The 13,428-nt window shown below is 68.8% G+C and carries 10 protein-coding genes; 4 read left to right on the top strand and 6 right to left on the bottom strand.

Annotated features, from left to right (window positions below; all coding sequences use genetic code 11):
- Positions 1-79 precede the first annotated feature (79 nt).
- On the top strand, positions 80-2,110 hold the full coding sequence (locus CTP10_RS07615) for a S8 family serine peptidase (protein WP_116322581.1): 2,031 nt from the start codon (positions 80-82) through the stop codon (positions 2,108-2,110).
- 23 nt (positions 2,111-2,133) lie between these two features.
- On the opposite strand, the gene CTP10_RS07610 is transcribed toward CTP10_RS07615, so the two are convergent.
- The gene (locus CTP10_RS07610; RefSeq protein ID WP_116322580.1) at positions 2,134-3,321 is read right to left on the bottom strand and encodes a hypothetical protein; all 1,188 of its coding nucleotides are present in this window, start codon (positions 3,319-3,321) and stop codon (positions 2,134-2,136) included.
- A gap of 136 nt (positions 3,322-3,457) precedes the next feature.
- Here CTP10_RS07610 and CTP10_RS07605 point away from each other — a divergent pair, with 136 nt between their 5' ends.
- Genes CTP10_RS07605 through CTP10_RS07595 form a run of 3 tightly spaced genes read left to right on the top strand, consistent with a single transcriptional unit; the run spans position 3,458 to position 7,144 of the window.
- Complete coding sequence (locus CTP10_RS07605; protein ID WP_116322579.1) at positions 3,458-5,656, top strand: xanthine dehydrogenase family protein molybdopterin-binding subunit; 2,199 nt, start codon at positions 3,458-3,460, stop codon at positions 5,654-5,656.
- A gap of 11 nt (positions 5,657-5,667) precedes the next feature.
- Positions 5,668-6,153 (top strand): (2Fe-2S)-binding protein, encoded by a 486-nt coding sequence (locus CTP10_RS07600; RefSeq protein ID WP_116322578.1) that lies wholly within the window; start codon positions 5,668-5,670, stop codon positions 6,151-6,153.
- Between the two features lies 1 nt (position 6,154).
- Positions 6,155-7,144: an FAD binding domain-containing protein gene (locus tag CTP10_RS07595; RefSeq protein WP_199414697.1), complete on the top strand. Its 990-nt coding sequence runs from the start codon at positions 6,155-6,157 to the stop codon at positions 7,142-7,144.
- 137 nt (positions 7,145-7,281) lie between these two features.
- On the opposite strand, the gene CTP10_RS07590 is transcribed toward CTP10_RS07595, so the two are convergent.
- Genes CTP10_RS07590 through CTP10_RS07570 form a run of 5 tightly spaced genes read right to left on the bottom strand, consistent with a single transcriptional unit; the run spans position 7,282 to position 13,417 of the window.
- A complete protein-coding gene (locus CTP10_RS07590) occupies positions 7,282-7,590 on the bottom strand; it encodes a putative quinol monooxygenase (RefSeq protein ID WP_233528347.1) in 309 nt (102 codons plus the stop codon).
- Positions 7,591-7,624: 34 nt separating this feature from the next.
- On the bottom strand, positions 7,625-8,605 hold the full coding sequence (locus CTP10_RS07585; RefSeq protein ID WP_116322577.1) for an NAD(P)H-dependent flavin oxidoreductase: 981 nt from the start codon (positions 8,603-8,605) through the stop codon (positions 7,625-7,627).
- Between the two features lie 44 nt (positions 8,606-8,649).
- Positions 8,650-10,461, bottom strand: a complete 1,812-nt coding sequence (locus CTP10_RS07580; RefSeq protein WP_116322576.1) for an acyl-CoA dehydrogenase C-terminal domain-containing protein — start codon at positions 10,459-10,461, stop codon at positions 8,650-8,652.
- A gap of 47 nt (positions 10,462-10,508) precedes the next feature.
- On the bottom strand, positions 10,509-11,519 hold the full coding sequence (locus CTP10_RS07575) for a Bug family tripartite tricarboxylate transporter substrate binding protein (RefSeq protein ID WP_116322575.1): 1,011 nt from the start codon (positions 11,517-11,519) through the stop codon (positions 10,509-10,511).
- Positions 11,520-11,521: 2 nt separating this feature from the next.
- Positions 11,522-13,417, bottom strand: a complete 1,896-nt coding sequence (locus CTP10_RS07570) for an acyl-CoA synthetase (protein WP_158577730.1) — start codon at positions 13,415-13,417, stop codon at positions 11,522-11,524.
- Positions 13,418-13,428: the final 11 nt, after the last annotated feature.

The raw sequence follows: 13,428 nt of genomic DNA, 5'->3' as shown, positions 1-13,428 counted from the left end.
GCGCGGGCTTTCCGTCTAGAACAGGCTGAGAACCGAAAGAAGGCGGCGGCAAGGTGCTGCCCCCTTGGAGGACTCCGCCATGGCTTCGATCACGATCAACGGCATCGCCATCGACACGTCCGCGCCGCGCGCGGCGCTGGCTGCGGTCTCGCTGGACAACGCAGACGCCGCAGCCACGAACTACATCATCGTGGTACCGACCGCGCCGCTCGACGCCAGGCAGAAGCAGCAGCTCGCGCGCACGGGGGCCAGCATCCTCGAGGCCGTGCCGGGTGGCGGCCTGGTGTGCTATTACCCCAAGACCAGCCTGGCCAAGGTGCGGGCGCTGCCGTTCGTGGACTGGGCCGAGCTGTATCCGCAGGTGGTCAAGCTGTCGCCGTCGCTGCGGCGTCTCGCGCCCCAGCCTGGCGGCGTGGCCGTTGCGGCGGCCGCGCTGGTGCAGCCCCCCGCGCTGGACAGTTCACGCGTAACCGTGGACGTGGTGCTGCACCGGAACGCCAGGCCAGCGCAGGCGACCAAGGACGTCGCCGCCGCGGCGCACGTGGAGCCGGCGGACGTGGTTACCACCGGCCAGAAGCTGCGCCTGACGCTGAAGCGCCGCCGCCTGGCCGACGTGGCCGCGCTCGACGCCGTGCGCCATATCGAGGAGGTCTTCTCCCGCCGCCTGGCCAACAACGTTGCCCGCGCCATCCTGCGCGCGCCCGCGTCTGCCGACCGCCACGCCCTGCGCGGCGATGGCGAAGTGGTCGCGGTGGCCGATACCGGCTTCGACAAAGGCTCGACCACCGACGTCCATCCCGCTTTCAAGGGCCGCGTCAAGGCGCTCTACGCGCTGGGCCGGCCGGGGCGCAAGGACGACCCCGACGGCCACGGCACGCATGTCGCCGGCTCGGTCCTGGGCGACGGCGTGTCCGCGTCCGACGGCGTGGTCTGCGGCGCCGCGCCCGGCGCCAGGCTGGTGCTGCAATCCGTGCTGGACCGCAACGCCGGCCTTGGCGGGCTGCCCGACAACCTCAACGACCTGTTCGAGCCGCCCTACAAGACCCACAAGGCGCGCGTGCACTCCAATTCATGGTGCAGCCAGGGCAACTTCGGCGTCTATGACCAGCAGGCGCAGGAGGTGGATGAATTTGTCTACCGGCACCGTGACATGCTGATCTGCTTTGCCGCGGGCAACGCTGGCAAGGACCGTGACGCCAACGGGCAGGTCGATCCCTCCTCGCTGCCGCCTCCAGGCACCGCCAAGAACTGCCTGACCATCGGCGCCAGCGAAAGCCTGCGTCCTGCCATGCGGATGACCTACGGCCGGGGCTGGCCCGCGGATTTCCGCGCCAGCCCGATCCGCTCGGACCGGCTCGCCAGCAATCCGGACGGGATGGTCGCCTTCAGCAGCCGCGGGCCCACGCTCGACCTGCGCCTGAAGCCGGACGTGGTGGCGCCTGGCACCTACATCCTGTCCGCGCGCTCGCGCGCAACGCGCTCCGAAGGCTGGGGCCTGTCCGGCGATCCGCTCTACATGTTCGACGGCGGCACCAGCATGGCAACGCCGCTGGTGGCCGGCTGCGTCGCCGTCACGCGGCAGTTCCTGCGCGTGCAGCACCAGCTGCGCAAGCCCAGCGCCGCGCTGCTCAAGGCGCTGCTGATCAACGGCGCGCGCTCGCTGGCGGGCCAGTACACCCCGTCAGAGGCCGGTGTGGTGCCCAACAACGCCCAGGGTTTCGGCCGCGTGGACCTGCAGGCCGTGGTCGGCCCCTATGCCGAGAATGAAACGCTGCAGTTCTTCGATGAAGACGCCAGCCTCGATACCGGCGAGCGTGAGGAGTACCTGGTTGCGATCCCGACCGACGCGCGCCGGTTGAAGGTGACACTGGTGTGGACCGACCCGCCGGGCGAAGGGCTGCAGAGCGACCTGGACCTGATCGTCAAGGCCGGCACGCGTGAATGGCACGGCAACATGACGCGCGGCGCGGCCGGGTTCGACCGCGTCAACAACGTCGAGCAGGTGGACTGGAACCAGATCCCGGCGGGCACAGCTACGGTTGCGGTGGTGGCGCACTCGGTAGCGCTGGATCCGCAGAGTTACGCGCTGGTGATCCGTGTCGGCGGCTAGGGCCGGCGCTACTGTCAATTCGGTCAGTTCGCCGCGATGATCGCCCAGCAGGCCAATGCGCTGTTCATGCTGGTCCAGTAGCCGAAGCCCTGGTAGTAGTAGACGGCCCACATCGCCTGCAGGCTCTGCCGCGCAGGCTTGCTGCGCAGCTTGCCGTTGATCTGCGGGTCGGAGCAATTGCGCACCACCAGCCAGCGCGGCGTGGGCTTGCCCGCGGCGGCGCGTTCTTCCACCACCAGCCCCAGTACCGCATCGCCCATTTCGACGGCGGAGCCGATCTCCTCGAGGTGGTTGAGCGAAGTGCCGAACTCGAAGAAATCGGTGGTCAGGATCGGGTGGAACGCGGGCATGTCGCGCCCGTCCAGCTTGATATCCGGATCATTCTCGCGGATCGGCTTGGGGATGTTGTTCAGCGGCGCGTAGTTGACCGTGGGCGGCAGGAACTCTGGCTCGGCCAGCTCATGCCTGAACGCGCCCATCAGCGTCTTGGCCTTGGCGAAGTGCTTGGTCTTGACGGTCCATTCCGACCTGTAGGTCTTGTCGTTGAACGGGCTGTCGCGGAACTCCCGCTTGCAGCGGAACTTGGCGCCGCGCGTGACCACCACGTCGCCAAGGTCATGCCCGGCAAAGACCGCCCCGGCCGTGCCGGTGGTGATGATCAGCCTGGCCCGCGTCTCGTCCAGGATCTGGTGGAACAGGTCGCGCACCGGCAGCGACGCCTTGTGCGCGCTGCCCGCCGGCGGCCTGGTGATGCCATCCTGGTTCAGGTGCAGCTCCGACTTCATGCACAGCACCTTCTTCGCACCGATCCGCACCGGGAAATAGCTGGCCAGCCGCATCACGCCGCGCGCGGGCGCGCCGGCGCGGATCTTCGGCAGGTACTGGTCGAAGTTGCGGGCATAGCGATACCAGTGGTCGCGCGAAAATCCCGGCGTCATGACATCGCACAACGCCATGGTCTCATCCACGGTCCAGGTAATGACCACCACATCGGCGCGCGGCAGCGCGGCGTCCAGCGCGGGCATGGGATCGATCGGCACCGGGATGGGCCGCAGCGTGGCCGGGAACGCGATGGTGGGGTGCGCCGCCAGCCCGGGCGCGGCGGCAAGGGTGGTCGCCACGGTGGGATGGTTGTCGAAATCGGCTTCGGTCATGCCGGCTGAAAGCAGCTGGCGCGCCAGCGACTTCCTGAAATCGAGTGCCTCGCTCATGGTCCCCCCTTCTTGCGTGCCACGCGCTTCTTTGCGTACCTAGCCTAGTTCGCTGCAGGTCAGACATCAACCACATGTCATTGAAGGGCCGGATTTCATGTACTAGAGTTCTTGCGATGTGGGAGGAGGGCCGACCATGCCGTCAGTCGGGAAATCCGTACCGCGCATCGACGGCCATGCCAAGGTCACCGGGCGCGCGCAGTACGCCGCCGATGCCGCCCCAGCCAATGCGGCGCATGCCGTTATCCGCGCCAGTGCGATCGCGAAGGGGCGCGTCCTGTCCATCGACGACAGCGCTGCCCGCGCCGTGCCTGGCGTGCTCGACATCATCACCGCCGCCGACTGCCGCCGCTTCCAGGTCACCGACCCCTTCCCCACCGCGGCCGGCCAGCGACGCCTGCCGCTGCAGGACGACAAGGTCGTCCATCTTGGCCAGGCGATCGCCGTGGTTGTCGCGGACAACCGCGAGGCCGCGGAGTTTGCCGCCGACAGCCTGGTCGTGCGCTACTCGCCCAAGCCGGCCACGGTCATTCCCGCCGCGCACCTGGTCGCGCGCCCCGCCGCCTCGCCGATGCATAACTTCCGCTGGGCCGCGGCAACGCCCGCCGCCGTCGCGCCCGCCGCAGCAGATGTGCTGGTCGACCAGACCTACCTCACACCGTTCGAGCACCACAATCCGATGGAGCGCACCGCCGTCGTTGCCGCCTGGCAGGGCGGCACGCTCACGCTGCACGACGGTTCGCAATGGATGCGCGGCGAGCAGGCGATGGTGGCCGCCTGCTTTGGCCTGCCCGTGGCGAAGGTGCGCGTGGTGTCGAAGTTTGTCGGCGGCTCGTTCGGTGCCAAGCGGCTGACCTGGCCGCACGTGCTGCTGGCGGCCGTGGCCGCGGAGCGGGTCGGGCGGCCGGTGGCGCTGGCGCTTACCCGCGCGCAGATGTTCTCGATGGTCGGCCACCGTCCGCACACCGAGCAGCAGCTGACGCTGCGCGCCGGCAGCGATGGCACGCTCAAGGCGCTGACGCACAGCGCAAAAACCACGACTTCGATGAACGACAGCTTCTTCGAGCCGGCCACGTCGCGCACGCGCATGATCTACGCCTGCCCGTCGGGCCAAGTCAGCCGCTCGCTGGTGCGGCTCGACTTGCCCACGCCCACCACCATGCGCGCGCCCGGCGAAGCCACCGGCTTCTTCGCGCTGGAAAGCGCGATGGACGAGCTGGCCGTGGCGCTCGGCCTGGACCCGGTCGCGCTGCGGCTCAAGAACTTCGCCGGCACCGACCCGGTGTCAGGCGTGGCATGGACCTCGAACAGCCTGCGCAAGTGCTACGAGCGTGCCGCGCGGAAATTCGGCTGGTCCGCGCGCCAGCCCGTGCCCGGTTCAATGCGCAACGCGCAGGGCCAGCGCATCGGCTGGGGCATGGCCAGCGCGGCGTATCCCGTCAACCGTTCGCCCGCGTCCGCCAGCGTATCGATGGACGCGGCCGGCGTGCTTACCGTCAGGAGCGGCACGCACGAGATGGGCGGGGGCATCTGCACCGCCCTGGCCCAGATCGCCGCGGATGCAGTCGGCACCGAGCTGGCCCGCGTCAAGGTCGAGATCGGCGACACCGCCCTGCCCCGCACCACCGTGTCGGGCGGCTCGCGCACGCTCGCCAGCGTCGGTTCCGCGGTGCTCGCGGCCAGCCACGACCTGCGCGGCAAGCTGCTCGCCGCCGCCGCGGCGCAGCCGGGCACCGCGCTCACGGGCAAGCCGGTCGATGCGATGGCTACCGGCGGCGGCCGCGTCTTCCTGACGGCATCGCCGGCACAGGGCGTCGGCTTTGACAGCATCGTTGCCGCCGGCGGCGCGTCGCTCGATGCCAGTGCCAATACGGCCCCACCCGCCACTGCGCCGGGGCCGATGCTGTCCTTTGGCGCGCATTTCGTCGAAGTGGTGGTCGACATCGACATACCGGTCCCGCGCGTCAGCCGCGTGGTCAGCGCCTTCGGCGTCGGGCAAGTTGTGAACCCGCTGCTGGTGCGCAGCCAGCTGGCCGGTGGCATCGTCGGTGGCATCGGCATGGCGCTGCTGGAAGAGTCGGTCTCCGATCCGGTGGCGGGCGGCTTTGTCAACGCCAGCCTGCTGTCGTACCTGGTGCCGACCTGCGCGGACGTGCCGGCCATCGACGTGATCCTGGTGAAAGAGTTGGACGACAAGGCCAACCCGCTCGGCAGCAAAGGCGTAGGCGAGCTGGGCATCGTCGGCATTGCCGCGGCCATCGCCAACGCCGTGTACCACGCCACCGGCGTGCGCGTGCGCCGGTTGCCGATCCGGCTCGATACCCTCTTGCACTGACGAAGCCCGGCATGCCAACCACCGCCATCCACCTGACCGTCAACGGCATCCCCCGCGACCTGACCGTCGATACCCGCGCCACGCTGGCCGATGTCCTGCGCGACGCGCTCGGCCTGACCGGCACCAAGCTCGGCTGCAACCGGGGCGAGTGCGGCACCTGCACCCTCCACGTCGACGGCCGGCGCGTGCTCGGCTGCATGATGCTGGCCGTGATGGCGCACGGCCATACCGTCCGCACCATCGAGGACCTGGCGCCCTCGGCCAAAAAGCTGCATGCCCTGCAGCGCGCCTTTGTCGACCACGACGCCCTGCAGTGCGGCTATTGCACCGCCGGCCAGGTCATGTCCGCGCTGGCCTGCGTGACCGAGGGCCATGCCGGCTCGGCGGACGAGGTACGCACCTGGATGAGCGGCAACCTGTGCCGCTGCGGCGCCTATCCCAACATTGTCGAAGCCGTGCTCGACTACGCCCGCGAGCATCCGGGCGGAGGCGGCTGACGTGCGCGAATTCGCCTTCGTGCGCGCCACCAGCGTCGCCGATGCCCTGGCAGCCATCGGCGCAGCAGACACGATGTGCATCGCCGGCGGCGTCGAACTGCTCAACCTGATGCGCGAAGGCATCTGTGCGCCCGGCACGCTGGTCGACCTGAGCGGCATCGCCGAACTGAGCCAGATCTCGATGACCGGCTCGGCACTGGTCATCGGCGCGCTCGCGCGCCTCAGCGACGTGGCCGCCGACGCCGATGTCGTGCGCGAATGCCCGGCCATGGCCCAGGCACTCGAACAGATCGGCTCTCCGCAGATCCGTAACGCCGGCACCGTGGGCGGCAACCTGTTGCAACGCACCCGTTGCCCCTACTTCCGCAACGGCACCACCGACGTTCCCTGCAACAAGCGCACGCCCGGTTCCGGCTGCGCCGCGCTGCTTGCCGGTGCCACGCGTGCCTTCGCACTGTTCGGCCGCAGCGGCGCCTGCATCGCCACCCATCCGTCCGACCTCGCGGTCGCACTGGCCGCCCTGGACGCACAGATCGTGGTGCGCGGCCCGAGCGGCGAGCGCGTTCTGGCGGCGCAGGATTTCCTGCGCACGCCCGGCACCACGCCCCAACGCGACCACAACATGAAGGCGCACGAACTGCTGGTGCGGATCATCGTGCCGCGTGGCGCGCTGGCGCGCCGCAGCGTCTACCTGAAGGTGCGTGACCGCGCCGCCTACCAGTCAGCGCTGGTATCCGTGGCGGCGGCGGTGACGCTGCAAGGCAAGACCGTCAAGCGCGCCGCCATTGCGCTGGGCGGCGTGGCGCACCGGCCGTGGCGGCTGGCGTCGGTGGAAGCCGCGATCCAGGGCAAGCGCCATGACAAGCCGGAATTCCATGACGCGCTGGTGACCGCCATGCAGGCAATTCCACCCAAGAGCGCGGATGCGACCAAGCGTGCGATCGCCGTGCGGGCGGTGGAGCGCGCGTTGCGTGAGGCGGCGGCATCGTGACCTGCGCGCAGCAGGAAAAAAGAACCCGCGGATTGACCGCGGGACAAATCCCGGCGCCCCAGGTGGGCCCGGGAGAGACGACGCTTTGCTGTAACGCTGCCTGCGACCGTACCCCCTTGCAGGCCGTACAAGGCGGCCTATTTGTCCGGAGCCACGCCGGCACCGGATGCCGGTGCCGCAAGCCTGAACACGGTCGGCGCACCGTCCATCAGCGCTCCCATCTGGCGACCGATCCGGCGATAGTGATCGGATTTGACGTGGGCCTGCGCTGCCGCCTCGTCCGCATAACGCTCGATGAAGACGTATTCACCCGCTTCGTCCGAGCGCCACAGGTCGTATGACAGGCAGCCTTCTTCACGGCGCGACTCGGTCACCAGTCCATCCGCCAGTGCTTCGAACTCAGCCGCCCCGGCCTTCCTTGATCCTGATCTTCGCAATAATTCCACGCATTGCTGTTTCCTCCTCTGGTATCCGCTGTGTTCAGCCGCGCGCCAGCATCCCCTGAAGCCGCTGCGCGACAATCTCCTCCGCCTGGCGCATGATCCGCTCAACCAGTTCCCCGACCCCGGGAATGTCGTGGATCAGTCCGGCGACCATGCCGCATGACCACGCGCCCGCGTCCAGGTCGCCGTCTTTCATGACGCGCGGATAGACGCCGCCCACCTCTTCGGCGATGTCCGAGAACGCGATCTCGCTCCCGAGCCGCCGTTCCTTCTCCAGCAATCGCTCGACCCCGGCGTTGTTCAGCACGCGCTCGGTATTGCGCAGCGGGCGCATCACAAGCCGCGTATCCAGCTCGGTGGCCGCGACGATTGCCTGCTTCACCTTCTGGTGTACCGGGGCTTCGTGTGTCGCCACGAAGCGCGTTCCCATGTTGATGCCGCTGGCGCCCATCGCCAGCGCCGCCACCAGCGAGCGGCCGTCGGCCATGCCGCCCGAGGCGACGAACGGCACCCGCAGTTCATCCGCGGCGCGGGGCAGCAGGATAAAGTTGGGCACGTCATCCTCGCCGGGATGGCCGCCGCATTCAAAACCGTCCACGCTGACCGCATCACAGCCAATGCTCTCGGCCTTCAGTGCATGCCTGACCGATGTGCATTTGTGGATCACCTTGATCCCGGCTTCGTGCAGCATCGGCAGCCACTTCTGCGGATTGTTGCCGGCGGTCTCGACGACCCTGACACCGCCATCGATGATGGCCCGCACGTAGCCGGGGTAATCCGGCGGATTGCGTGCGGGAAGAAACGTCAGGTTGACGCCGAAAGGCTTGTCGGTCATTTCCCGGCAGCGGCGGATCTCGCGCGCCAGCGACTGGGGGTCCGGCTGCGTCAGCGCCGTAATGATCCCCAGGCCGCCCGCATTGGATACCGCGGCGGCCAGTTCGGCGAAGCCGACGTAGTGCATGCCGCCCTGGATAATCGGATGCTCGATGCCGAACATCTCCGTGATCTGTGTCTTCATCGGCAAATCTCCTCAGGAATGAATGGACTGAATCGGAATGCCGCTCAGAACCGTTCGGCCGGCATTGCCATCAGGCAGGCTGCGCCCGTTTCGACGCGCTGGCGCAACGCCGGCACCAGCGGCAGTTCCCGCGCGAACCAGTAGCGGGCGAGTTCCAGCTTGCGTTCGAGGAATGGCTTGTTTTCCGCGGCAGGCAGCAGATCCAGCGCCACCTGTGACATCCGCAGCCACATCCATGCGCAGGCAACGATGCCCATCATGGCCAGGAAGTCGCTGGACGACGCCCCGGCGTCGTGCGGGTCCCGCGCCGGGTCGGCGAACCACTTGCCGCAGGCACGGACCTGTTGCGCGGCTTGCCGTAGTGCGTCGGCATGCTGGCGAAGCGATTCGTGCTGCCCCGCCTCCGACGCCGTGGCCTCGACCAGATCGAGGAAGCCGGCCAGGGCGCGGCCACCACCGGCGGGCAGCTTGCGCAGCGCCAGGTCCAGCGCCTGCACGCCGTTGGCCCCTTCGTAGAGCTGGAAGATGCGGCTGTCGCGCACGAGCTGCTCGACGCCGTTGTCGCGGATATAGCCGTGCCCGCCCATCAGTTGCATGGCGTCATTGGCGGACTCGAACGAACGGTCGCTGAAGAACGCCTTGACCACCGGGGTCAGCAGGCTGCCGATGGCGCTGCGTTCGCCGTGCAGCGCGTCGTCCGGCTCGTCGAGCAGCGTTCTGACCTGCAATGCCAGCGCGCGGGCCGCTTCCAGGAAGGACGCCTGCTTCAGCAGCAGCCGGCGCACGTCCGGGTGGACCACGATGGGATCCGCCGCGCCGCCGGTGCGGTCCTCAGCCTTCGCCGCACGGCCTGCCAGCCGTTCACGGGCGTAGCCGGCCGCATGCCCATAGGCGCGTGTCGCCGACGACAGGGCCTGCAGCCCGGTGCCGAGGCGCGCGGAATTCATCATGTCGAACATGCCGCTCATGCCGGCGGACGACTTGCGCTGCGAGCCGGCCGGCTGGCTCGACTCGCGCAGCGGATACGCCAGCGCATGCTCGAACGACATCGTGCAGGTGGCGCTGCCCTTCAAACCCATCTTGTGCTCGATGCCGGCCACGACGACGCCGTTGGGGCCGCCCAGCGTGCCCGTATCCGCATCCACGACGCGCTTGGGCACCAGGAACAGCCGGACCGTCGACAGGTCGTCGTGGATGCGGCCGCTCTCGTCCGGCACCTTGGCCAGCACCAGGTGGATGACGTTCTCGGTCAGGTCCTGGTCGCCGCCGGAGATAAAGATCTTGGTGCCGCTCAGCCGCCAGCTGCCGTCCGGCTGCGGCACCGCGCGGGTCTTCATCAGCCGCAGGTCGGTGCCGCAATGCGGCTCGGTCAGGCACATGGTGCCGGCCCAGCGCCCGTCCACCATCGGCGGCACGACGTGTCTCAACATCCATGGCTCGCCGGTGCGGCGGATGGTGGCATGCGCGCCGGCGGTCAGCCCTGCATAGAGACCGAGCGAATTGCAGGCCGATGCAGAGAACTCGCGCACCGCCTGCCCGATAGCTTCCGGCAGTCCGGCGCCGCCGCATGCCTGCGGAGCCGACACGCGGTTCCAGCCGGCCTCGCACAGCGCGGCGTAGCCTGCCTGGTAGCCGGCTGGCGTCCGCACCACGCCGTCTTCGAAACGGCAGCCTTCTGCGTCGGCCGGCCCGTCCAGCGGCGCCCAGACTTCTTCGAAGAACCGGGCGGCCTGTTCGAGCACCTGGCGCGTATCGTCGCGCGCCATATCGCCCAGCGCATGCGGCGCGACCGGCGCGATCACGTCATGCAGCAAGAACACATAGTCGTCGACGGGAGCCTTGTATTGTGTAGACACAGCAATTCCTTGTTGGTGAATGCGATGGATGGGGCAACCCGCTGCGGTCAGGTGTCGCCGTGCCGATAGCCGATGTCGCGGACAAACTTCGCCCAGGCCGCATGGGTCTGCCGGATCGACTGGCCCATCTGCGCCGGGCCCAGGGCCTGCGGCGGCAGGACGCCCAGCTTCGCCAGGCTCTGCCGATAGGCATCGGAGGCAGTGATGCCGGAGACCAGCCGGCTCAGCGCGGCAACGGTCTCGGGCTTTGTCGCCGCGGGCGCGAACATGCCGAAGAACCCGCTGATGGACTCGACCTGCGGCAGGCCCAGCTCGCGGAAGGTCGGCACGGCAGGGGCGTACGGGCTGCGTTCCGGGCTCGACACCGCCAGCGCAAGCACCCTGCCTGCCTTTACCTGCTCCATCGCCGGCTGGTACGCGTCGATCAGCAGTTGCACATGGCCGCCAACCAGGGCCTGCAGCGCAGGCGCGCCGCCCTGGAACGGGACGTGCAGCATGTCCACCCCCGCCGCCTTGCCCAGGATCACGCCACCGAAGTGCCCTTGCGTGCCTTGCCCGTACGACCCGTAGGTGATCTTCCCGGGATTGGCCTTCATCCACGCGACCAGCCCCTTCAGGTCCTTCGCAGGGATGCGGGGATTGGCATACAGGAACAGCGGCGTGCGGCCCAGCTCCGCCACCGGCGCCAACGCCTTCAGCGGATCGAACGGCAGCCCCTGCGTATGCGGCAGCAGCGTCACGGTGCTGCCCGTGGTTACCAGCAGCGTGTGGCCGTCCGCCGCAGCGCGGGCGACGAAGCCGGTGCCGATGGAACTGGAGCCGCCGGGCCGGTTCTCTACGATCACCGGCGCAGGAGCGCGAGCCGACAAGCCGTGCGCCAGCGTACGGGCCACCACATCGGTCGTGCCGCCTGCCGGATAGGGCACGACGAGCTGCAGCGTCTTTGACGGAAAGGCCGGCTGCGCCAGCAGCGCGCGCGGCAGGCCGGCGGTGGCTGCCGTGGCGGCGCCGGCAAACAGCCACTTGCCTGCCGTTCGTCGGTCAATGGGTCGGGTCATGGTCAGGCTCCTTCGGCGGTTCGGACTGCATAGGGGACGGTAAAGCTGCGCAGCGCGTCGGCCAGGGCGGCATCGTCCGCATCGCGCGCCGGCACGCGGACCTCGACGAAGAAGCCGCGGCTGCCCCGGTCGGTGGCTTGCACAATGGTGTCCGAACCGCGGCCGATACCGTCGAGCGCGGCGCGGAACATCCGCTCGATGGCGTCGACACGCAGCAGGTTCTTCTGGATCTTCCCGACCGACGTCTTCGGCATCTCCGGCAGCACGAAGCAATGCCGGGGAATCGCGGCGCGCTCGGGCACGTGCTCGGCCGCGTACTGCAGCACGGCCTGCGCGGAAGCCGTCGCCTGCGGCTTCAGCACCACGTAGGCGACCGGCACCTCCCCGGCATGCGCATCCGGCGCCCCGACCACGGCGGCATCCTGGATCGCCGGATGGCCAAACAGGACTTCCTCCACCATCTTCGGGTCGATGTTGTGGCCGCCGCGGATAATCAGGTCCTTGGCGCGCCCGGTGATCCATAGCCAGCCATCGGTGTCGAGGTAGCCGAGGTCTCCGGTATCCAGCCACTCGCCGTCGAACCAGCGCGCGGCCGACTCCTGCCCCAGGTAGCCGGGGAAGACAGAGGGCCCGCGCACGATGACGAGCCCGGACTCGCCCGGCGCGCAGTCGCTCGCCCCCTCGCCGTCCGGGTGCACGATCCGCACCTGGGTGTACGGCAGGCGCACGCCCGAACTGCCCACCTTGACCTGCTCGATCGGCGGCGTGATGCACGTCACGGCGGTCGTCTCGGTCATGCCCCAGCTTTCCCGGATCCGCAGCCCGGTCATCCGATGGAACGCCTGCGCGACGGTGGTCGACAACGGCGCCGTCGAGGAAGCGACGTAGCTCAGCGTCGAGATGTCAGCGCCGTCCATCGGGACCGAAAGCACCTGGTTGACCAGCGTCGGCACCAGCGTCAGCATGTTGGCCCGCGTGACATCAACGATCCGCCAGATATTCGGCAGCACTGACGGATGCCGGAAGCCGGCGGCGGTCATCAGGATGACCGTCGCACCCTTCGCCAGCGGGCCGAAGCAGCCGACCACGGCACCCGCGACGTGGAAGACCGGCACGCCGACCAGCCTCACCTCCGTCGAGTCGAAACCCGACAGGTATTTCGACGCCCACACCCAGAACACCTGGTTGCGGTGCAGGTGGCGCGCCAGCTTCGGCGCGCCCGTCGTGCCGCCGGTATGAAAGAGGGATGCCGTGTCGTCGGCCGAAAAGACGCGCCCGGACAGCAACCGGTCCGCGGGATAGCGCTCCACCGCTGCCGCGAAGTCGATCACGGGCACGCCGTTCACCGCGGCGGGTGCCGGTCCGGTACCGCCCACGCGGATCACGGCCGCCAGCGACGGCAGCCCACGCGCGACGGCCTCGGCCTTGGCCCAGATCCCGGTGTTCCCGTCGCCGGCATACGCCACCAATACCCTGGTGCCGGCCGCGCGGAACATCTGCACCAGGATGTCCGGCTCGAGCATCCAGTTCGCCGGATTCACGATGCCGGCCGCCTGCGCGCCCCACAGCACCAACTGCGACTCGGGAATCGCCGGCAGCAGCACCGACACCACGTCGTCCTTGCCGACGCCAAGGTCGCCAAGCAGGTTGGCCGTCTGGTGGACCTTTGCCCGCAGTTCGGCATAGGTGACCTGGCGGGCAGTCTCCAGCGGACGGGCGCCGTCGGTGAAATAGTGGATGGCGACTTTGGACGGTGCGATGGCACAACCGTCCATCAGCATCTCGTAGGTCGAGGCCGGCAGCTTGCGGGCCGCAAGCGGCACCTGCTCGAATCGCGCCACCTCGGATTCGTTCAAGAGGACTTCGTCGGTCCAGTAATCAGGCATCTGGGCAGTCATGGAGCGCTCCA

Origin of the sequence: Cupriavidus sp. P-10 (assembly GCF_003402535.2) — a bacterium.
Taxonomy (GTDB): domain Bacteria; phylum Pseudomonadota; class Gammaproteobacteria; order Burkholderiales; family Burkholderiaceae; genus Cupriavidus.
The sequence above is the reverse complement of the archived record's forward strand: the minus strand, read 5'-3'. Positions and strand labels throughout refer to the sequence as shown.

What these genes read in the sequence shown, in the direction of transcription:
- CTP10_RS07575 (WP_116322575.1), bottom strand. Translation starts at nt 11,519, where the DNA reads ATGACCCGACCCATTGACCGACGAACGGCAGGCAAGTGGCTGTTTGCC.
- CTP10_RS07615 (WP_116322581.1), top strand. Translation starts at nt 80, where the DNA reads ATGGCTTCGATCACGATCAACGGCATCGCCATCGACACGTCCGCGCCG.
- CTP10_RS07585 (WP_116322577.1), bottom strand. Translation starts at nt 8,605, where the DNA reads ATGAAGACACAGATCACGGAGATGTTCGGCATCGAGCATCCGATTATC.
- CTP10_RS07600 (WP_116322578.1), top strand. Translation starts at nt 5,668, where the DNA reads ATGCCAACCACCGCCATCCACCTGACCGTCAACGGCATCCCCCGCGAC.
- CTP10_RS07610 (WP_116322580.1), bottom strand. Translation starts at nt 3,321, where the DNA reads ATGAGCGAGGCACTCGATTTCAGGAAGTCGCTGGCGCGCCAGCTGCTT.
- CTP10_RS07570 (WP_158577730.1), bottom strand. Translation starts at nt 13,417, where the DNA reads ATGACTGCCCAGATGCCTGATTACTGGACCGACGAAGTCCTCTTGAAC.
- CTP10_RS07605 (WP_116322579.1), top strand. Translation starts at nt 3,458, where the DNA reads ATGCCGTCAGTCGGGAAATCCGTACCGCGCATCGACGGCCATGCCAAG.